This is a genomic window from Streptomyces sp. NPDC059008 (assembly GCF_042749045.1).
Taxonomy (GTDB): Bacteria; Actinomycetota; Actinomycetes; order Streptomycetales; family Streptomycetaceae; genus Streptomyces.
Window position 1 is genome coordinate 270110 of record NZ_JBHYJC010000002.1, and the last position, 19566, is coordinate 289675.

General features: G+C 73.0%; 16 protein-coding genes. 5 read left to right on the forward strand and 11 right to left on the reverse strand.

Annotated elements, in window-relative coordinates; translation table 11 throughout:
* Positions 1-3: 3 nt before the first annotated feature.
* A complete protein-coding gene (locus ACFWZH_RS04140) occupies positions 4-990 on the reverse strand; it encodes a helix-turn-helix transcriptional regulator (protein WP_384425092.1) in 987 nt (328 codons plus the stop codon).
* A gap of 53 nt (positions 991-1043) precedes the next feature.
* Between ACFWZH_RS04140 and ACFWZH_RS04145 the strand changes: the two genes are divergently transcribed.
* The 3 genes from ACFWZH_RS04145 to ACFWZH_RS04155 all read left to right on the forward strand — a co-directional run bounded on the left by ACFWZH_RS04145 (position 1044) and on the right by ACFWZH_RS04155 (position 6193).
* A complete protein-coding gene (locus ACFWZH_RS04145; RefSeq protein WP_384425093.1) occupies positions 1044-2516 on the forward strand; it encodes an FAD-binding oxidoreductase in 1473 nt (490 codons plus the stop codon).
* A 69-nt stretch (positions 2517-2585) separates the two neighbouring features.
* A complete protein-coding gene (locus ACFWZH_RS04150) occupies positions 2586-5513 on the forward strand; it encodes an FAD-binding and (Fe-S)-binding domain-containing protein (RefSeq protein WP_384425095.1) in 2928 nt (975 codons plus the stop codon).
* Positions 5514-5581: 68 nt separating this feature from the next.
* Positions 5582-6193, forward strand: a complete 612-nt coding sequence (locus ACFWZH_RS04155; RefSeq protein WP_384425097.1) for a GPP34 family phosphoprotein — start codon at positions 5582-5584, stop codon at positions 6191-6193.
* A gap of 86 nt (positions 6194-6279) precedes the next feature.
* On the opposite strand, the gene ACFWZH_RS04160 is transcribed toward ACFWZH_RS04155, so the two are convergent.
* From ACFWZH_RS04160 to ACFWZH_RS04200, 9 genes are all read right to left on the reverse strand, one after another.
* A complete protein-coding gene (locus ACFWZH_RS04160; protein WP_384425099.1) occupies positions 6280-6786 on the reverse strand; it encodes a hypothetical protein in 507 nt (168 codons plus the stop codon).
* Between the two features lie 44 nt (positions 6787-6830).
* Positions 6831-10193 (reverse strand): CHAT domain-containing protein, encoded by a 3363-nt coding sequence (locus tag ACFWZH_RS04165; RefSeq protein WP_384425101.1) that lies wholly within the window; start codon positions 10191-10193, stop codon positions 6831-6833.
* Between the two features lie 3 nt (positions 10194-10196).
* Positions 10197-11321 carry a hypothetical protein gene (locus tag ACFWZH_RS04170; RefSeq protein ID WP_384425103.1) on the reverse strand — a complete coding sequence of 375 codons (1125 nt, stop codon included), beginning with the start codon at positions 11319-11321 and terminating at the stop codon, positions 10197-10199.
* Between the two features lie 635 nt (positions 11322-11956).
* Positions 11957-12199 carry a hypothetical protein gene (locus ACFWZH_RS04175; RefSeq protein ID WP_384425105.1) on the reverse strand — a complete coding sequence of 81 codons (243 nt, stop codon included), beginning with the start codon at positions 12197-12199 and terminating at the stop codon, positions 11957-11959.
* A complete protein-coding gene (locus tag ACFWZH_RS04180) occupies positions 12196-12441 on the reverse strand; it encodes a hypothetical protein (protein WP_384425107.1) in 246 nt (81 codons plus the stop codon). The genes ACFWZH_RS04175 and ACFWZH_RS04180 overlap by 4 nt, the downstream gene beginning before the upstream one ends.
* Before the next feature lie 193 nt (positions 12442-12634).
* Positions 12635-12952 (reverse strand): hypothetical protein, encoded by a 318-nt coding sequence (locus ACFWZH_RS04185; RefSeq protein WP_384425108.1) that lies wholly within the window; start codon positions 12950-12952, stop codon positions 12635-12637.
* Between the two features lie 172 nt (positions 12953-13124).
* Positions 13125-14357 carry a helix-turn-helix domain-containing protein gene (locus tag ACFWZH_RS04190; RefSeq protein ID WP_384425110.1) on the reverse strand — a complete coding sequence of 411 codons (1233 nt, stop codon included), beginning with the start codon at positions 14355-14357 and terminating at the stop codon, positions 13125-13127.
* A 306-nt stretch (positions 14358-14663) separates the two neighbouring features.
* Positions 14664-15524 carry a helix-turn-helix domain-containing protein gene (locus tag ACFWZH_RS04195; RefSeq protein WP_384425111.1) on the reverse strand — a complete coding sequence of 287 codons (861 nt, stop codon included), beginning with the start codon at positions 15522-15524 and terminating at the stop codon, positions 14664-14666.
* 10 nt (positions 15525-15534) lie between these two features.
* Positions 15535-16290 (reverse strand): DUF6879 family protein, encoded by a 756-nt coding sequence (locus ACFWZH_RS04200; RefSeq protein WP_384425113.1) that lies wholly within the window; start codon positions 16288-16290, stop codon positions 15535-15537.
* A gap of 750 nt (positions 16291-17040) precedes the next feature.
* On the opposite strand from ACFWZH_RS04200, the gene ACFWZH_RS04205 reads away from it, so the two are divergent.
* Positions 17041-17457 carry a hypothetical protein gene (locus ACFWZH_RS04205; protein ID WP_384425115.1) on the forward strand — a complete coding sequence of 139 codons (417 nt, stop codon included), beginning with the start codon at positions 17041-17043 and terminating at the stop codon, positions 17455-17457.
* A gap of 61 nt (positions 17458-17518) precedes the next feature.
* Here ACFWZH_RS04205 and ACFWZH_RS04210 read toward each other — a convergent pair whose 3' ends face one another.
* Positions 17519-18388 carry a LysR family transcriptional regulator gene (locus ACFWZH_RS04210; RefSeq protein WP_384425116.1) on the reverse strand — a complete coding sequence of 290 codons (870 nt, stop codon included), beginning with the start codon at positions 18386-18388 and terminating at the stop codon, positions 17519-17521.
* A 159-nt stretch (positions 18389-18547) separates the two neighbouring features.
* Here ACFWZH_RS04210 and ACFWZH_RS04215 point away from each other — a divergent pair, with 159 nt between their 5' ends.
* Complete coding sequence (locus tag ACFWZH_RS04215) at positions 18548-19450, forward strand: DMT family transporter (protein WP_384425647.1); 903 nt, start codon at positions 18548-18550, stop codon at positions 19448-19450.
* Positions 19451-19566: the final 116 nt, after the last annotated feature.

Consider the following 19566-nt stretch of genomic DNA (forward strand, 5'->3'; position numbering starts at 1 on the left):
GCATCACGGCGGCGCCTCGTCCGTGTCGTACACCCCGGCGACGGCGGCCGCGGCCCGGGCGATCACCCGGCGGGCGGCGGGCGGGCCGAGCACTTCGAGGTCGTCGCCGAACTGGAGCAGCTGGCGGACGGCGGGCAGGACCGGGTAGGCCAGTTCGAGCACGGCCCAGTCCTCGCCGCCCGCCTCGGTGTCACCCGTACGGGGCGGCCCGGTCAGCGACCCGCCCAGGATGCGTACGGCCAGATCCAGCCGGGTGCGGCGGATGCGGGCGGTGACCCGTACGTCCGCGGGCCGGTCCTCGACCTGGCGCCGCAGCTGCCGCCAGACCTCGGCGAGCTCCACGCCGGGGCGCCGCCGCACCGGGGCGTCGGTGAGCGTGGCGCGGTCGACCCGGTCGGCCCGGAAGAGCCGCGGGCGGCCGCGCCGGTCGGCGACGAGGTACCAGGTGCCGGCCTTCGCCACCAGCCCGTACGGATCGACGGTGTAGGTGCGCAGCTGTGTCTCGCCGCTGTGGCGGTAGCGGATGCGCAGCCGCACATCGGTGAAGACGGCGGTGTGCAGGACGTCCAGGTCGACCGCGTCGGCGGGGCGGGCCAGCCATCTGTCCGGGTCGACCAGGATGCGGCGGCTGGTCAGCTCCGCGGCCGGGCGGTGCGGGGCGGGCAGCGCGGCCATCACCTTGCGCAGCGCCGAGCCGAGCGCGCCGTCCAGGCCGAGGGCGCTGTGGGCGCCCTGTGCGGCCAGGACGAACAAGGCGCGCGCCTCGTCGGTGGTCAGCCCCGTGACGTCGGTGCGGAAACCCGGCAGCAGCGCGATGCCGCCGTGCCGGCCGCGCTCGGCGTAGACCGGCACACCGGCCGCCGACAGGGACTCGATGTCGCGGTAGACGGTCCGGCGGGAGACCTCCAGCCGCTCGGCGAGCTCGCCGGCCGGCACCCGGCCGCGGGTCTGGAGGAGCAGCAGGATCGACAGCAGGCGGTCGGACTTCACCGACCGATTTATATATGACGGCGCGTGTCAACTTATCGCGTCAAGGTACGGGCATGGAGATCAACGACCTCGCACCGGCGCACCCCGCCCCGCCCCTCGACCCCGCCGCCCTCACCGCCCTGAAGAAGGAGGTGACCGGAGTCGTCCTCGTCCCCGGCGACGACGGCTACGACGCGGAGCGGTCCGGGTTCCAACTGGCCGCCCGGCACCGGCCGGCCGTCGTCGTCGGCGCGGCGCACGCCGACGACGTGCGCGCCGCGGTGCGCTTCGCCCGCGCCCAGGGGCTGCCGGTCGCCGTCCAGGCCACCGGGCACGGACTGTCCGCCGCCACCGACGGCGGACTGCTGATCAGCACCCGGCGGATGAACGAGGTACGGGTCGACGCGGCGGCCCGCACCGCCCACGTCGCGGCGGGCGTCGTCTGGGGCCAGGTCGTCGAGGCGGCCGCCCCGCACGGGCTCGCGCCGCTCAACGGCTCCTCCCCGGGCGTCGGCGTCGTCTCCTACACCCTCGGGGGCGGGATCGGCGTGCTGGCCCGCACCTACGGCTTCGCCGCGGACCACGTACGGTCGATCGACCTGGTCACCGCCGACGCCCGGCAGCTGCACGTGACCGCGGAGCGCGACCCGGAGCTGTTCGCCGCGCTGCTCGGCGGCGGCCACGGCCTGGGGGTGGTGACCGCGATGGAGTTCGGGCTGGTGCCGGTGGCGCGGCTCTACGGCGGGAAGCTGGTGTTCGGCGCGGAGCGGGTCGACGAGGCGCTGGCGGCGTATCTGCGCTGGACCGAGACCGTTCCCGACGAGCTGACCTCCTCGCTCGCGCTGATCGCCTACCCCGATCTGCCGCAGCTGCCGGCGGAGCTGCGCGGCCGCTACCTCGCGCAGATCCGCATCGCCTACACCGGCAGCGCCGAGGAGGGCGAGCGGCTGGTGGCGCCGCTGCGCGCGGTCGGCCCGCGGGTCGGCGACGATCTGCGCGAGATGGCGTACGAGGAGTCGCACACCATCCACCGCGACCCGAGCGATCCGCACGCCTACGACGGCGACAACGCGCTGCTCGGCGGGCTGGACGCGGCGGCGCTGCGCCGGGTGGCCGCGCTGACCGGGCCGGCCGCCCCGGCGATGTGCGTGGTGCAGCTCAATCATCTGGGGGGCGCGCTGGCGGCGCCGGGCGCGGCCGGCACCGTCGGCCACCGCACCGCCCGTTACGCGCTGCGCCTGCTGTCGCCGCTGCCCGCGGACGACACCGGCGCCGCCCTGGCCGCCGTACGGGCGCTGCACGCCGGGGCGCTCGCGGCCGTCGAGCCCTGGCGGCTGGGCCGGAGCGTGAACTTCCTCTTCGGCGGCCACGGGCGGCGGCCGGACGCGGCGGAGGTGGCGCGCAGCGCGCACGAGGCCGACGAGCACCGCCGGCTGGCCGGGCTCAAGGCCGCCCACGACCCGCACAACGTCTTCCGCTTCCACCCGAACGCGGCCGCGGTGCCGCAGGGCGAACCGGCGGCCGCGGCGTCCTCCCGCGCCGTCTGACGGCCCCGTCGTCGAGGAACGGCCCCGCCGAAGGCCTCATGGACCGGTTTCAGTGGGCAGGCTGGGGACATGGCTGATCGCAACGTGACGGAGCAGCGGAACCTGGTGAAGGAGTTGGCGGCCGCGGTACGAGGGGAGGTCTCGTCCACCGCGGCCGACCGGGCGCTGGTGACGATGGACGCGTCCAACTACCGGCGGGTGCCCCGGGCGGTGGTCGCGCCCCGGGACGCCGCCGATGTCGCGGCGGCGCTGCGGGTGTGCCGGGAGCACGGCGTGCCGGTGGTGGCGCGCGGCGGCGGGACCAGCATCGCCGGTCAGGCGACCGGCGTCGGCGTCGTGCTGGACTTCACCCGCCACATGCGGCGGATCGTGTCGCTGGACGCCGAGAGCCGCACGGCCGTGGTGCAGCCCGGCGTGGTGCTGGACGATCTGCGGGCGGCCGCGGCCCCGCACCGGCTGACCTTCGGACCCGACCCCTCCACCCACAGCCGCTGCACCCTCGGCGGCATGATCGGCAACAACTCCTGCGGGTCGCACTCGGTGGCCTGGGGCACCACCGCCGACAGTGTCCGCGAACTGCAGCTGGTGACCTACGGCGGCGAGCGGGTGCGCGCCGGCCGCGGCACGGACCCCACCGGCGCCCCCACCGGACTGCCGCCGCGCCTGCGGGACGGCGTCAAGGCCCTGGTCGACGGGGAGTTGGCGCTGCTGCGCACCGGCTACCCCGACCTCCCGCGCCGTATCTCCGGCTACGCCCTGGACGCGCTGCTGCCGGAGGCGGGCACCGACCTGGCACGCGCCCTGACCGGCAGCGAGGGCACCCTCGGCGTGCTGACCGAGGCGACCGTGGGGCTCGTGCGGACCCCCGCGGCCCGCGCCCTGGCCGTCCTCGGCTACCCCGACGAGGGCGCGGCCGCCGAGGCCGCCCACACCCTCCTGCCGCACAAGCCGATGACCGTCGAGGGGATGGCCGCCGACCTCGTGGGCAGCGCGTCCGGGCTGCCCAAGGGCGGCGCCTGGCTGTTCGTCGAGATGGGCGGCGAGAGCCCCGCCGAGGCGGCCGCCCGCGCCGAGGCGCTCTGCCGGGCGGCGGCCGCGGACGGCGCCACCGACCACACCCTGGTCACCGACCCGGCCGGCCAGCGGGCGCTGTGGCGGATCCGCGAGGACGCCTCCGGCACCGCGACCCGGCTGCCCGACGGCACGGAGGCCTGGCCCGGCTGGGAGGACTGCGCCGTACCGCCCGCCCGGCTCGGCCCCTACCTGCGGGACTTCCGCGCCCTGCTCGCCCAGCACGGCCTGCGCGGCACCCCCTACGGCCACTTCGGCGACGGCTGCATCCACGTCCGCATCGACTTCGACCTGCAAAGCGCCCCCGGCATCCGCCGCTTCAGGGAGTTCTCCTACGACCTGGGCGAGTTGGTCGTCTCCTACGGCGGATCGCTGTCGGGGGAGCACGGCGACGGTCAGGCCCGCGCCGAGCTGCTGCCGAAGATGTACGGCCCGGAGCTGGTCGGCCTCTTCGAGCGCTTCAAGGACCTGTGGGACCCGGCCGCCGGCCTCAACCCCGGCATGCTCGTGCGCCCCGCCCGCCTCGACGACAACCTGCGCTTCGCGTCCCTGCCCAAGGGCCCGGTCCCGGTCGCCTTCGGCTACCCGCACGACGGCGGGGACTTCTCGGCCGCCGTACGCCGCTGCGTGGGCGTCGCCAAATGCCGGGGCGCCCACGCGGCGCCCGGCTCGACGGACGTCATGTGCCCGTCCTTCCGCGCCACCGGCGCCGAGCAGCACTCCACCCGCGGCCGGGCCCGGCTGCTGCACGAGATGCTCGCCGGCGAAGTGATCACCGACGGCTGGCGGTCACCGGAGGTGCGCGACGCCCTCGATCTGTGCCTGTCCTGCAAGGGCTGCCGCAGCGACTGCCCGGTCGGCGTCGACATGGCCACCTACAAGGCGGAGTTCCTCCACCACCACTACGAGGGCCGGCTCCGCCCCGCCGCCCACTACTCCATGGGCCGGCTGCCCCAGTGGCTGCACGCCGCGGCGCCGGCGGCCCCCGCCCTCAACGTCCTCGCCCGTACGCCCCTGGCTGCGCTCGGCAAGCGCCTCGCCGGCATCGCCCCCGAGCGGCCCGTCCCGGAACTGGCCGCCGAGACCTTCACCCGCTGGTGGTGGCGCCGGCACCGCTCCACCGGCGAGCCGGGCGCAGGCGCCGCCCGTACGGTCGTGCTGTGGCCCGACACCTTCACCGACCACCTCTCCCCGCAGGTCGGCCGCTCCGCGGTACGGGTCCTGGAAGCGGCCGGTCTGCGCCCCCTCCTCCCGCCGACCGCGCCGCTGCGCTCCGCGTCCGGCGGGCTGGGGCCCGTCCGCCTCCCGCGCCGCCACCGCCCCCTGTGCTGTGGCCTGACCTATGTCTCCACCGGGCAGCTCGACCGGGCCCGCGCGGTGATGCGCCGCACCGTCGACGTCCTCGCCCCCCTGGTGCGGCCCGGCCGGCCGCTGGTCGTCCTCGAACCGAGCTGCGCCGCCGCCCTGCGCACCGACCTCCCCGAACTGCTCGCCGACGACCCCCGCGCCGCCCACCTCGCCTCCCAGGTGCGCACCTTCGCCGAGGCCCTGGAGGAGTTGGCCCCCGACTGGCGGCCCCCGCGCCTGGACCGCCCCGTCGCCGGCCAGACCCACTGCCACCAGCACGCCGTCCTCGGCGACGCGGCCGACCGCCGGCTGCGCGAACGGGCCGGACTCACCGGTGAGTTGAGCGGTGGATGCTGTGGCCTGGCCGGCAACTTCGGCTTCGAGCAGGGCCACTACGAGGTGTCCGTGGCCTGCGCCGAGGAGCAACTCCTGCCCGCGGTGCGGCAGTCGCCGCCCGAGGCGGAGATCCTCGCGGACGGCTTCTCCTGCCGCACCCAGCTCGACCAGCTGGCGGGCCGGCGGGGCCGCCACCTGGCGGAGGTGCTGGCCGAGGCGCTGGGGGAGGAGGGCCGCGACTGACCGGGATGCAGCGGCCCTCGGCGCTCCGTAAGCTCGATATACGGGAGTGCCCGATACGGGAGCCGCTCATGACCACACCGCGGGACCTGCTGATCGTGGCGATGGACGTGGAGTCCAGCCGCCCCCTGGAACGCGGCGATCTGTCGCTCGCGCTCGCGGGAGCCGAGGTGATCGACCTCCTCGGCGCCGGAGCCGTCACGCTGGACGGCGAGCGCATCGTGCCGGGCTACCGGCCGGCACTCGCCGACGACCTGCTGGAGCAGGCCGCGTCGTCGCTCGTCGGGCAGGCGCCGTACGAGACGGTCGACGACTGGCTGTGGCGCAGGGGCCGCGGTCTGCACGGGGTCTATCTGGCCGCACTGGAGACCGAGGGGCAGCTCACCCGGGAGCGCCGCCGCTGGAAGCCCTTCGACGCGGGCCGGGTGGGCCTGGCCGACTCCGCCGACCGCCGCCGGGCGGTGAGCCGCTGGACGGGGCAGGAGCCCGTCCTCGCCGCCCTCGCGGCGGCCGTCGGCATCCGCGAGGAGGGCACCGAGGACTCCCCGGGCGTGGCCGACGACGCGGTGGCGACCGTGCTCGCCGCCGTCGACGACGCGGTGCGGCACCTGCGGTTCGAACGGCAGCGGCGCGCCATCGACGAGGCGGCCTTCGACAACGTCTGGCGGGGCGACGGCGGCTGACGACGTCCGCTGACGACGCCGGGCGCGGGCCCCACCGCACCCCGCGGGCGGCCCGCCCCTCTCGGCCCACCAGGCCCGCACCAGGCCTACAACTGGGGCCCCGTGCCGTCGTTGAGCACCTGCTCGGCGGTCTGCGCGAGGGCGGCCAGATCGCGTGGCCGCATGCCCTCCTTGGTGAGTTCGAAGTCGACGGTGTTGTTGCGGCTCTGCCGGTGCACCTTGATGTGGACCTTCGTCTGCAGCCAGGTGACCAGGGCGAAGACGACCACGGTGACGGCGGAGACCTCGACCACCGCCAACTGCTCGTCCACCGGCGGGTCTTCGAGCACCGGTGCGGCGGCGGCCGCGGTGTCCTCGTCGGCCGCCAGCAGGTCGAGCAGCCGCCGCCCGGCGGCGAGCGCCGACCCCTCGTCGGCGGGGAGCCGGACCGGACCGGCGTCGCCGCCGGCGCCTTCGCCGAGGAGGCGGACCAGGATCTGCTCGGCCTCCTCCAGTGTGCGGGCCACGGATTCGCCGTCGGGGAGCAGATCCTCGGTGATCTCCTGGAGGGCCAGTACCACGGAGCGGTTGGAGAGGGTGGCGGGGAGGGACATCGGTCTCCTTCTCGGTCGTTGAGGCGGCACCGGGGATGCCGGGGTCAGCGCCAGTCACCGGTGAGAGTGAAGGCACTCCAGTGATAGGGGTGGCTCAGCCAGGGACGGTCGGTGTCCTCGGCCATGGCGCGCTGCGCCAGCCACAGGGCCCGCCAGGTCGGCTCGCCCGCACCCAGGCGGCGGTAGAAGCCGGCGAGCAGCTCGCGCGAGAGGGCGATATCGACGTTCCACCGGGGAGCGAGCACCGCCCGCGCCCCGGCACGCAGAAACGCCCAGGTCATCCCCGTCAGATCGGCGCCGGGGTGGTCGGGGTCGCTCCAGCCGGCCGAACAGGCGCGCAGGACCAGCCGGCCGGGCGCGGCACCGGCGGCCGCCACGTCCCGGGCCCGCAGCAGGTACGGGGCGTGCGCGGGCAGGTCGTGCGCGGCCCACACCCTGCTCGGGCGGCCCCTTCCGTCGGAGAGCAGCAGCGCCGCGTCCAGGGGGTCGTCGCTGCCGGCGTAGCCGTGCGCGGCCAGGTGGGCCAGGTCCGTGCCGTGCAGGGCCTGGAGCGCCGCGGCGGGTGTGGCCTCGGTGCCGGACAGCGGGGGCGCGGTGTGCCAGGGGCCGGGCCGCAGCAGCGCGTCGTCGTCCTCGACGATCGCGGGGTCCTCGTCCTCCCGGGCCGCGCAGCCGGCCGTCATCGCGGTGGCCGGCGGTGCGGCCGGGGGCGCCGTGAGATGGCCGATCGCGCTGATGCCGGGGACGTCCACGACGGCGACGGACTCGCCCAGCCGCCGGCCGTTCCCGCGGGGCAGCGCGGCGAGCGGAAGCTGCGTCAGCGGGCCGTGCCCGGCCACCGCCAGCAGCGGACAGCGCTCCAGCAGGTCGTCGAACGGCGCCAGCAGCGGCGTCAGTTCGGCCAGGTAGGCCAGCTTGCGCTTGTGGGGGCGACGGGCCTGGATCGGGGGCGTCGGCCGCTCGGCATGGGGATCGCCGTTGAAGTCGGCGCGCAGCCGCCGGGCGAGCTGGGCGACGCGTTCCCGGGAGAGCGGGACGCGGTGGACGCGCAGGGGCACCCCGCCGGAGGCCAGTACGAAGCAGTAGGTGGCGCGGTGGCCGCAGAAGTAGGAGACCAGGGCCATCCCGCCGGGCGGGGCGTGCCGCTCCAGCAGCGCGCGGGCCCCGGCGACGCCGACCGTACGGCCCTCGCGCAGCAGGGCGTACCCGGGGGCGTGCGGGCGGATGTGCTCCCGGAGTGCGGCCAGCCGGGCCAGCAGGGCGGCGAGCGTCTGGTCGGTGAAGTCGTCGGCGGGGTCGAGCACCGACCGGGTGAGCTGGGCGCGCAGCCCCGCCAGCAGCTCGCGCTCCTCCCGCGCGTCCGCCTCGGGGACCTCGGGCGGCACGGGCAGCGGGCCGTGCGCGAGGTCGGCCAGCAGGTCGCGGGCCCGGACCTCCTCGTGCAGCGCGAAGCACAGGTCCAAGGGCGCGGCCCCGTCCGGTACGTCGAGCGTGTCGCCATGGTCGAGCAGCAGCTCCAACAGCTGCTCGTACAGGCCGAGGGCGCGGCCGGCGACCTCGGCGCGGACATGCGGGACGGCGGCGTCCGCGAGCTGCCGCAAGGTCGCCTCCCGGCACCACCACAGCAGGTCGAGCCGCTCCTGGCGCAGCTCCTCGCGGGAGGCGAAGGCGCCGGCGAACCAGGTCCGTTCCTGCCGGCCGGCGGCCGCATCGCCGGTCTCGTCGGCGAGCGCGATCAGGCGGCGCCCCAGATCGAGCGCCTCGCCGTGCCGGCCGAGCCGCTGAAGGCAGCTGACGAGCGTACGGGCGACCGCCGAGCGGGGGGCCGGGGAGCCGTCGTCGTGGGTGTCGCGCAGCAGCGACCGCAGCAGGGGGAGCAGCCGTTCGGCCGCCGCGACGGACGTGTCGCGGTCCAGCATCCGTCGCAGGGCCAGCGCGAAGTGCCCGGCGGCCTCCTGCTCGCGGCGGTGGCGGCGCCCGGCCTCCATGCCGCGCCGGCACCACTCCAGGGCCCACTCGTGGTTGCCGAGGTCGTCGGCGAGCTGCCCCAGGCCGAACAGGCATGCGATCTCGTTGCGGCTGCCGGCCGGTTGTGCGTGCATCTCCCGTAGCGCGAGGAGGTACTGCTCCTCGGCCGCGGCGAGTTCTCCCACCGTGCGCAACTGGGCGGCCAGCGCGCAGCGGTGCCCGTGCAGCAGCTGGTCCCCGCCGCGGCGGGCCGCCGCGAGGTTCTCCTCCAGCAGCCGCAGCGCCTCGCGTTCGCGCCCCCGCATGGTCAGCGCGCTCGCGGCCAGCCCCCGGGCGCGGCAGGCCGGGATCATCATGCCCAGGCGGTCGGCGGCCGCCGCGGCCCGTTCGAGGTCGGCGGTGGCCGCCGCCGGGCGGTCGGCGTGCAGCAGCGTCTTGCCGCGCTGGGTGAGCAGCTCGACCAGGCTGCTCACCGGCGCGCCGCCGGACAGGACCTGGCAGACCTGGAGGGCGGAGTCGAAGCGGCGCACCGCCTCGGTGTGGTAGCCGAGACCGGACAGTTCGTCGGCCACCGTCCACGCGTGGTGCATCCACCGGCGGCGGCCCTCGTCGTCGTCCGGTACGCCGCGGGGGAACAGCTCCCGCTCGCCCTCCAGAAGTACGGCGAGCCCGGCGCGGTAGTCGTTCAGGCCGCGATGCGCCCGGGCCAGCGCGTGGTAGGCCTGAAAGGCCGGATCGGGCTCGTCGGTGGGCGCCTTCGGCGGCAGCGCGGCGACGGCGCGGGTGGCGTGCAGCAGCGCGTGGCGGCGGTCCCGGCTGCTGGCGCGGGTCCCGCCGAAGCCCAGCCGCTCGGCCCGCGCCGCCCGCTCCATCAGGGAAAACGCCCACCACGTCCGCGCACGGACGGTGTGCAGTGCTCCGCCGGCGGCCATGGCGAGGGCGGCGAGCACCGAGGCGTACTCCGCCATCTCGATCCCGGGCCGGTCCTCCAGGATCCGCCGGGCCTCGGCTACCGGCTCCGCCGGGAGGGCGTCGCGATGCCGGCGGAAGACCAGGAACTGGTCGAGCAGACCGGGCAGTTGCGCGGTGCGCACCAGCAGCGACGCGAACGCCGGCGGGGCCTTCGGCGCCGCACCGCCGTGCGGGGTGCGCGGCCCGTGCCCGCCGTCTTCGTGCCCGCCCTCCCCGCCCGTGCCGTCCGCGTGCGGCGGATCGTCGCACTGCGCGCGCCGGGCCACCGCCAGCAGATGGCCGAGCCACGCGGCGTGCGCGGTGCGGCCGTGCGCGGCGGCGGTCCGGGCCCGTTCCTCAAGGGCAGTGCGCACCTGCGGCCGGATGAACTCGGGCATGGTGTGCAGGGCGTCCAGCAGGTCCTCGATACCGCCGTACGTCAGGCTCAGGGTCGTCACGAGGAGGTCGGTGCTCGCGGGGTCGTCCATCGCTCACTCCGTGCCGGTGGGGTCGGATCGGTCGTCCGGTGCGCGATGCGCGCGGGCCAGGTCGGGCCGCCCGGCCTTGGTGAAGGCGTCGGCGAGGGCCCGGTGGTCCTCGACGGTCAGCGGGGCCTGCGCCAGGGCGAGCGCGTCGGTCGCCGCGGCGGGCTCGCCGTGGGCGAGCAGCGCGAGCGCGGCGGCCACCGCGTACCGGGGCTGGTCGGGATGGGCGCGGGCCAGCAGCGCCAGCCGCCGGCGGGCCCGCAGCCCCGGTTCGGTGTCCCCCGTCTCGCGGGCGAGCACCAGCAGGGTGGTGGTCGCGTGGTAGGCCTCCAGCCCGGCCATCCAGCGCCGGCCCTCGTCGTTGCGGGCGCCCTCCCGGAGCAACCGCGAGTGCGGGTTGGCCTTGTGCAGCAGGCCGCGGGCCCGCTCCCGGTCCTCCCTGTGCTCGGGTCCGGCCCGCAGGTGCAGGCCGACGAGGAGCTCCAGCGCGGTCTCGGCCGCCTCGGGGTCGTCGGCCAGCGCGAACAGCAGCCGGCCGGCGCGGTCGTACTCCTGCCCGTCCGCGTCCAGTTCGCCGAGTGCGAGGTGCGCCCGGGCCCAGGCCAGCCGGTGCTCGACGGTGGCCTCCCCGGCGTCGGCCAGCTCCTGGAACCACGCGATGCGCAGCCGCTGGAAGGTCCGCTCCTCGTCCCGCAGGGCCAGGGAGCGGTGCAGCTGCCGGCAGCGGTCCGCCAGATCGCCCCAGCGCCGCCCGTGATCGAGTCCCTTGCGGAGCAACTCCTCGGCGACTTCCAGGAGTTGGGCCATGGCGAGGTCCCAGAAGCCGCTGCGGACACCGGCCGTCGCGAGGTCCACACGCAGCCCGTACGACGACGGGGCCGGCCGGTCGCCGTCCGGCCGCGGGGCCAGGTCCGTCAGTGCGTCCCCGGCGGCGAACGGCATCCCGCAGCCGAGCAGTGCCACGCCGTACGCGTGGGCGTGCGCGGGGCTCTCGTCGGCCTGCTGCTGGGCGAGCACCAGCGCCTGCCAGGCGTAGTGCGCCCGACTGTGGGCGAGCCGCGCGGTGAGGCCCTGGTCGGGGAGTTCCTCCGCGTCGAACGGCACGTCCCAGTTGGCTGACGGATCCCTCATCGCACCCCCGTGCACTCTCGTCCCGGCCGCCACGCTGCGCACCGAGCGGGTGACGCCCCGTGCTCACGCTAGCCCCGACCCGGCACCGGTGTCCGGGAGTTGGGACAGCAGGAGACGGGACCGCGCGGCCCCGGCGCTACCCGCCGCCCGGTGCCTTCCGTCCTCTCTGTACGCCATCGACGGGAGCGCTTGTCGTACGGCCCTAGGGGTGCCATCGCCCCTGTAGGGCATGGCACCCCCGCCACCCACCCCCGCCACCCACCCCCAATGGGCACCCCGGCCGCCCGACTTGGGTAAGCGGACGGCCGACGGCACCGGCTCTCGGGGGGGGGAGAGAGGGGGCCGGTGCCGCAGGCTGATGCGATGTCAAGTGTCGAACGCGTTGTGGCACGTGTCGCACGTGGCGGACTTGCCGTTGTGGACCAGCTTGCCTCCACAACCTTCAACAGGGCACATGGATGTTCACCTCCCCTCATCACGTCGTTTCGGTGGTGTGGCACCGGGAGACCGGGCCAGGCGTGAGTCCGTCGACTCAGGCGGGACACGTGCTGTCCCTGCTCCGGGCTTGTACGGTCGGGGGAAGTTGTGCGGACGGGGCGGCCGGAGGACGTGCTACTGCGGCCCCCGCCCCCGGCCTACGTCGCAGGAGGAGCGCTGTCCGCCGCCGCGTTGGTCATGTAGGCGGTGAAGAGCTGGAAGCCCTTCATCTCAAAGTGCCTGTCCCCGGTGAGCCCGGCGTGCTGGAGGCACCACCCCTGCGCATCATCGGCGGACGCGGTATCGACGCAGCGTTCCCCGCAGTCCAGGCACTCGCCGACGAACCGCACTTCCGAATCAGCCGCCAGCGTCCACTCGGCAAACCGATAGCGCGCCCTCATACCAGCCGCTCCGGACGCTCCCGGGCATCGCCGCCTGCCGTCTCCATAGCGTCGATGCACTCGGCGAGACCGCACAACATCGCCGCCATCTCCTCCTCGGTAAGGTCATCCATCCACGCCGTACGGGCCTTGAGGTCCGCCCGCATCCGGTCAAGCTGCCGGTACAGCTCCCGGTACCTGATGTGCCGGTGCCACGCTTCCTCAACCCACCAGCACAGCCGCGACCATGTGCCTGCGCTCATGACCGCGCCGCCTTGGGGTGGGGGTGGCGGCGCATCTCGATGTTGCAGTCGATCACCTTCGGCAGGTCCCCGACGGCCCGCGCTCCCTCGCGCTGTCCGGCCAAGGCCGTGCACACATCGCACCCGGCAACCGGCTCAGGCTCCTGCACCGGAACCGGATCCATTAGGTGAACAGGGCGGCAGTTGCGGGGCATCAGCCCAGCACCTCCACACCGTGAATCCAACGCGGACCCGCGTCGTAGCCATGCACCGCCAGCCATAGTGAGCGCCGCCGCCGGCGCTGCAACCGCCGTTTCTGCCGTTCCTCAGGGGTGAGGACGTACGGGCGGATCAGGTGCACGTCCTCACCACGCAGCAGCCCCTGCTGCCGGACGGGCACGCGGGTAAGCACAAGTGCCGGAGCGTCCGAACCCCTCGCAGCGGGCAGTGCGCCGGCGGACCGGTGACGCCCTCGCGCGGGCAGTAACCAGCACAGCAGCGTCCCGAAGATCGTGGCGATAGTCTTCGCCATGTCGTCAACCTCCTAGCGGTTGGTGGCCACGCCCCCGGACCGGTCGCACGGTCGCGGGGGTCTTCTGTGGCTTGGCAGGGACCGACGGTATGGGCACCAGCTGTGCGTATACAGACATGAAAAGTGGCCCTTCCCGGATTCCTCACCAGGAAGGGCCACGCTTCGTGTCCCTTTACGTGATCGCGAAGAACTGCGCCAAGTCTCGCTGCTGCCGCGTCAATCGCCGCTTATTCGAGCGCAATACAGTCCGGAAGGTCTCCGTTGCCAGGCGTTGGTGCCGCAGCCACTCCGGTGCCTGTTCACGAAGCCCGGCAATCAGGCCCGTCGCCTCGTCGCTGTGCCTTAGCATCGCGTGTGCCTGCGCCACATCCAACATGTGTCGGTTCCAGGTGTTCGACGTAGCCGTGGCCGACTTCGGGATTCGCGCTGCAAGCCCGAGGACCCGATCGGGCTTCTCCGCCACCAGCTGGTTCTCAACCGCTTGGAAGGCCACGGCAGACCAGTTAAAGCGGCCCCAACTGCACAGCTCTGTCGCGGTGCTGCCGCCCAATGCGGCGCCAGCTGTACGTGCCAGCCGTAGCACCTCCCGGGCTTCACTAGCTCGGTTGTTCCGCGCCGCAGCGCTACTTGCCCGAATCAGCAGCCGCCCCCACACTCCCAGTTCCTTTTGCGACGCACGGGAGATGCGCGGCTCGATCTCGTCTGCGGTGACTACCGCGAGCTGTTCGGCTTCGTCCAGGCGCCCCTGACGCACCAGCGTCCACCCCTGCAAGTAGATCGCCGACGCGGCCCCCGTGCGGTCGGCTGCCGCAGCTGCATCCTGCACAGCATCCCGTAGTGCGAGTTGGGCCAAGTCGTAGGCTCGCACTTGAGTCAGGTATCGCCCGGCCATCTGGAGCACGTCCGCTCGCAGCTTCAGCGCCTTGGCGTGTTCCGGGCCGCCGTCGAAATAGTCGAGCGCTACACCCGTCGAGCGCACCAAGGCGGGGAGCAGTTCCGCGACCTGTCCGTAGTCATCGCTGTAGTAGGACTTCGCCAGCGCATCGGACGTTCGGCGCAGATGACTGAGGTCTGGGTCCACCGCGATGGTGTCGCCCAGTCCGGGCCGTCCAGAGACGGTTATGGGTGGAGCAACGGCCTGACGCATCAGCATCAAGGTCATCTTGTCCCCGTCATCCCGGAGTGTGGAGTGCGGGCTCCCCGGCTCGAAGAGTGCGGAGGTACGAACCTTCAAGGCGCGGGCAAGGGCATGATAGGTCTCGATGCGAGCAGTGCCGCCGCGCTCGATCTTCTTGATCACGCCTAGGCTCAGCCCAGCGCGCTGAGCAAGCCCTTCCTGAGTCAGGCCCCGGCTGCGGCGGAAGTCCCGGAGGCGGTCTGCCGGGGCGTCATTACCTCGTGGCATGCTGAACTCCGTTCTGAACAGACACTCAGAACGGTACTCCTGGCCACTCACAAGGGAACAGTGATCGGCCCCGTGCCCGGAGGGGGATGCCGTGTCGGCACCACTCCGCCCGCGACCGGCCGCCGCCGGCCATGACCCGGCACCACTCGGTCGTATGGTGCGCCTAACTGCTGTGCCACCAACTGGTTGGGTCGGCGTTCGGGGACTGCGTGACAACGTCGGCGGTCTGCTCCTCGGCCTGAGAGGTGACGCCAGAATGCGACGACGGGCTTTCGGGCTGTGGCATGCGTGCACCTTGTTTACTCACTAGCGGGCTTCATTGGAGCAGAGCGAACGTCGGGCCCTGTTGATCACGTTCTGTGCCTCGGTGCCGTAGACGGCGGACTCCCTGAGCAAGTTCCAAACTTTGAGGTACGTGGTGATGCTGTCTTTGTCTTCCAGCCACAATTCTGCGTGCCAGTCCTCGGTAACTGCCAGGCGGTCGTCCAGCACGTAGAAGCCGTTGGCAGCAGGAATCTTGAGTGGCGCACCAAAGGGCACTATTCCTAGTTCCAATGTGTCCAGGCCGATGGCGCCTGTGAGGCGGTCGAGTTGGGCTGAGAGTACCGAGGGAGGGCAGACCCGAGCGTGGAGCGCCGCCTCCCACATGATGATGCGGAACTTGCGGCCGGGTTGGTACAGCAGTTCTTGACGCCGCATCCTGGCGCGTACGGCTTCGTCTATATCTCGTGGGGAGTTCTGAAGTTCCGCGTAGCGGGTGAAGATGTGCTGGGCGTATTCAGCCGTCTGGAGCATTCCTTCGACGACGGACTCCTGCCAGGTGTGTATGACGCGGGTCCGAGAAATTTCGGTGTTCCAGTTTTCTTGCACAGGGCGGTGGCCCGAGGAAAGTTGACGTCGCCACGACCGGATCTGGGATTCGAATCCTTGAAGGCGTGCGTAGAGTTCGTCGAATGCCCTGGGCTGTTGAGTTGCGTCCGCCCACGCTCGAAGATCCTCCGGGGTGGCGGTCTGCTTCCCGTTTTCCAGCTTGTAGATCTTTGAATGTGGCCAGCCGAGAAGCTGTGCCAGCTGGGTTCCGGTGAGCCGGCCTCCAGGGCGCGAGAAGCGGAGTTCACGCAGACGCACTCCGAGCGCGACTCGTGCTTTCTGGTAGTCCGTGCTCACCGGGTATGGCTCACTTCTCGGTTGCGGCCACCTGTGCCGCAAACTCTTCGAAGGGGGAGGAGTGATGCAGTGCGGCATCGCGTACCTGGGCGTACCGGAGAACTTCCGCGGGTTCCGTGATCAATTCGACGTTGAGGAGCGTGTCGTCCTCGTCGAAGTGCAACAGCGCGATGAAGCGTGAGTCGAAGATCCAGAAGTCTTCGGCAGGCAGTTGCAGCCGCTCGGCGTCGGCACGCCACAGGTTGCGCATGTCCTCTCCTGTGGCTGAGTTGCGCTTCGCGTTGTCGAGTAGGTACAGCTGGCCGGTAGTTGGAGGATTGTCCACGATGCGTACTCGGCCGACGCGCTTACCGGCCGAGGTCTGAGCACGCATGTTCCTGCACCATGCGTCGTCGAGATCCCACGTCACTGTGCCCTTCTCGACGAACTCGCGGTAGGTCTCTTCCTTGCGGTCGGAGGCGTAGCCGCGGCGGGTCTCCAGGCGCCATGCCGAGTGCTCGAACGTCTTGAAGAGCCGGGAGAAATCGTCCAGGTCGATGATCTTGGGCACGCGGGTGACCTCCTTGGGGCCGAAGTCGACAAGCAACTCTGGCGGGACGACCACTGCGATCTCGCCGTCATGGAAGTGCTGGAGTTGGCAGAGGTCTTCGGGTTCGGTGAGCGGTTTGCCTTGCACGATCCATTCGCCGGTGCCTAAGTCCTCATGTAGGGCGGGGCACCCGCCGTTTCCGCTGTTGGTGCCGTTGAAACGCAGTCGCCGAGCCATGGCTGCCCCTTCGTGGCGGAGGTGCGAGCCTCCAGCATCACGGGGCTCCGGGGTCCCACACCACAGCTTGCCCCCACTCGAATGAGAACAGGCGAGAACATTCGGCCATTCTTCGAGAACATCGGAGAACATCGCGTAGTGACTCCCTCTGCGGCTCCCTAGCGTCCTGGCTGTGACCACACCGAAGACGCACCGCTGGACGGAACGCCGTTGTTCCGAGTGCGCAGACCTGGAGCGCGGCCGGAAGCAGGCCCAAGTGAGGCGAGATCTCAGTCGGTGACCGACTTCAACGTGCTGATCGTCCGGCATCGGATGACGCACGCGGAGAGGCCGTAAAGCCGGCCAAGGGCGAGCACAGGTGGCCGCAAAAGACTCCCGCCCCGGCCGGCATTCCCTGGCAGGGCACGGCCGGAGCGGGTGGGGCCCGCCAAGGGGCCCTCGCTAGTGCACGACGACGCGCGGACCGACCGTGCGTCGACAGAGCACCGAGGAGATCACCATGCGATACCGCCTCGACCCGGTCAAGTACGGCGACGAGGACGACGGCCAGGACGGCAACCCCAGCGGAGGGTGCGGCGACGGGCAGGGCTGCGGTCGTCAGTAGCCCATGAAGGAGGCGGGTGGCCCGTGTGCCTTCGCTGGGCGTGGGCTGCCTGCTCTCCCGCGATGAGTGACAAGTGACAAGCACCGGGCCCGGAGAAGAAGGCGACGGCGCGAACGAGTGCTCGCAGTCGTTGAGCAGGGAGAGCGATGATCACGCCCCACCACCACGCCTACGTCTGGCTCGGGCACGGTGACGTCCTCGTGAAGCCGGGGGACGCTCACCGGCGGCCGGGGCACGCGGAGTTCCGGTCCGCCCAGGTGATGCCGCTGGAGTGTGCGGACTGGCTGCTGAAGCCGGCCTCCCGGGTCGAGGGGACGTTCCACGAGCCGCGGGAGGGGGCCGACTGGTTTGCCGGGCAACTGGACGTGTACGCCGAGCTCTTCGCCGGCTCGTGTGCGGGGGAGTTTTCACGTGAGCGGTATGAGGAGACCGTACGGATCCTGGCTGCGGGGGAGGATCGTGTCGGCGGTTGGTGGGTGGTCGGCGACCGGTTTCTCTCTCTCAATCTGATCGCCTGTAGCCCGCACCGGGTGCGTCCGGAGTACCGGTGTCCGCTGCGCTAGACCACCCGCTATGGCTACCCGTGAAGGGCAGCTGTAGCGGCGGTGTGTGGCGGCCCGACGATCAGGGCTCGTTGCGGTGGCGGCCCATGACCTCGTGCGCCAGGGCGACCAGGTCCGGGATGCGCGGATGTCCCGGCCCGTCGCGCCAGGCGATGACCACCGGGACCGGCGGGGCGTCGGTGAGGGGGACGTAGGCCATCGACGGGTGCGGGTGCATCTCGGCGGTGGCGCGGGTGGTGACGCCCACCGCGCGGCCGCCGGTGACGGCGGCGAGCCAGTCGTCGGTGTTGCCGATGGTGATCGTCGAGGAGGGGCGGGCCGAGGCCGGCCACAGGTCGAGGGTGGTGGTGCCGGACACCGTGTTCAGGGCGATGGTGCGGTCGGCCAGCTCGGCCAGGCACAGGGCGGCGCGGTGGGCCAGCGGGTCGTCGGCGGGGAGACCGGCGACCCGGGGTTCGGTGGTGAGCTGTTCGGTGACCAGGCCCGGGGTGTGGACGTCGCCGCGCAGCAGGGCGGCGTCCACCGCGCCGCGGGCCAGGCCGGCCGTGCGGTCGTCGACGCGCAGGAGTTCCAGCGGTGTGCCGGGGTGCTCCTGGTGCCAGCGGCGCAGCAGCGCGGTGGTGTCCGTACCGGCGGCCGACCAGGCGTGCCCCAGGCGCAGCGGCCAGCCGGGGTGGTGGGCGAAGCCCAGGGCGCGGTCGAAAGCGGCCACGGCGACCGCGGCCCGGTCGCGGAAGGCCGCGCCGTCGGGCGTGAGCGCGAGGTGGTGGGTGGAGCGGTCGACGAGGCGGACGCCCAGCTCCTGCTCCAGCTGGCGCAGGGTGCGGGAGACGGCGGGCTGGGTCAGGTGCAGCCGCTCGGCGGCACGGGTCACGCTGCGGGTGTCGGCGATGGCGAGAAAGCAGCGGAGGTGACGCAGCTCGATGCTCATGCGCGCGGAGCATAACAACAGGGGAAAAGGCATTTCACGGACGAGAACGGCGGGCCTTAGCGTGGTGGGGTGAACGCTTCGCCTGCCGGTCCCGAGGGACGCATCCCCGCCACAGATCTCACCCCCACGGCCCCCGGTGACGGGGCCGTCGCGCACCCCGTGCCGCCTTCGCCCGAGGTGCGCGCGGCACAGGCCGGGGCCGCCCGGGCCGGGGCGCCGGGAGCGCGCGGACGGCTGGGGTCGGTGGCGCTGGTGATCGGCGGGATCGTCGGGCTGCAGTTCGGCTCCTCGGTGGCGGTGCTGCTCTTCCCGCGGGCCGGCGCGCTGGGCGTGGTCACCCTGCGCCTGGTCGTCGCCTCCCTGGTCCTGCTGCTCTTCTGCCGCCCCAGGGTGCGCGGCCACACGCGCGGCGACTGGGCCACGGTGCTGGCCTTCGGCGTCGCCCTGGTCGGGATGAACTCGCTCTTCTACCAGGCGATCGACCGGATCCCGCTGGGCGCCGCGGTCACCCTGGAGTTCCTCGGGCCGCTGATCCTGTCGGTGGCCACCTCCCGCCGGCTGCTCAGCCTGGTGTGGGCGGCACTGGCATTGGGCGGAGTGGTGCTGCTGGGGCGTGAGGGGTTCGACGGGCTCAACCTCGTCGGCGCGGGGTGCGCCCTGGCCGCGGGCGGCCTGTGGGCCGCGTACATCCTGCTCTCCGCCCGTACGGGAGCGCGCTTCCCGCAGGCCGACGGGCTGGCGCTGGCGATGACCGTCGCCGCGCTGCTCAGCCTGCCGCTCGGCGCCTTCAGCGCGGGGACCGCACTGCTCGACCCGGTCACCCTGGGCCTGGGCGCCGCGGTCGCCATGATGTCGTCCGTCCTGCCCTACACCCTGGAGCTGCTCGCCCTGCGCAAGCTCCCGGCCTCCGGCTTCGCGGTCATGATGAGCCTGGAGCCGGCCGCGGCGGCCACCGCCGGCTTCCTGGTGCTGGGCCAGGCCCTGGGCTGGGCGGAGATCGTCGCGATCGGGCTGGTCGTCGTCGCGAGTGTGGGCGCGGTGCGGTCCGCGGCGGGCCGCTGACGCGCACGGCGTGATGACGCGCACGGCGTGATGACGGGCGGGCCTGATGGCACTCATGGCCCGTGAGTGCGCGCCCGCGGGCGGCGCCGGCGATCCCGCACGGCCCGGCGCCGCGG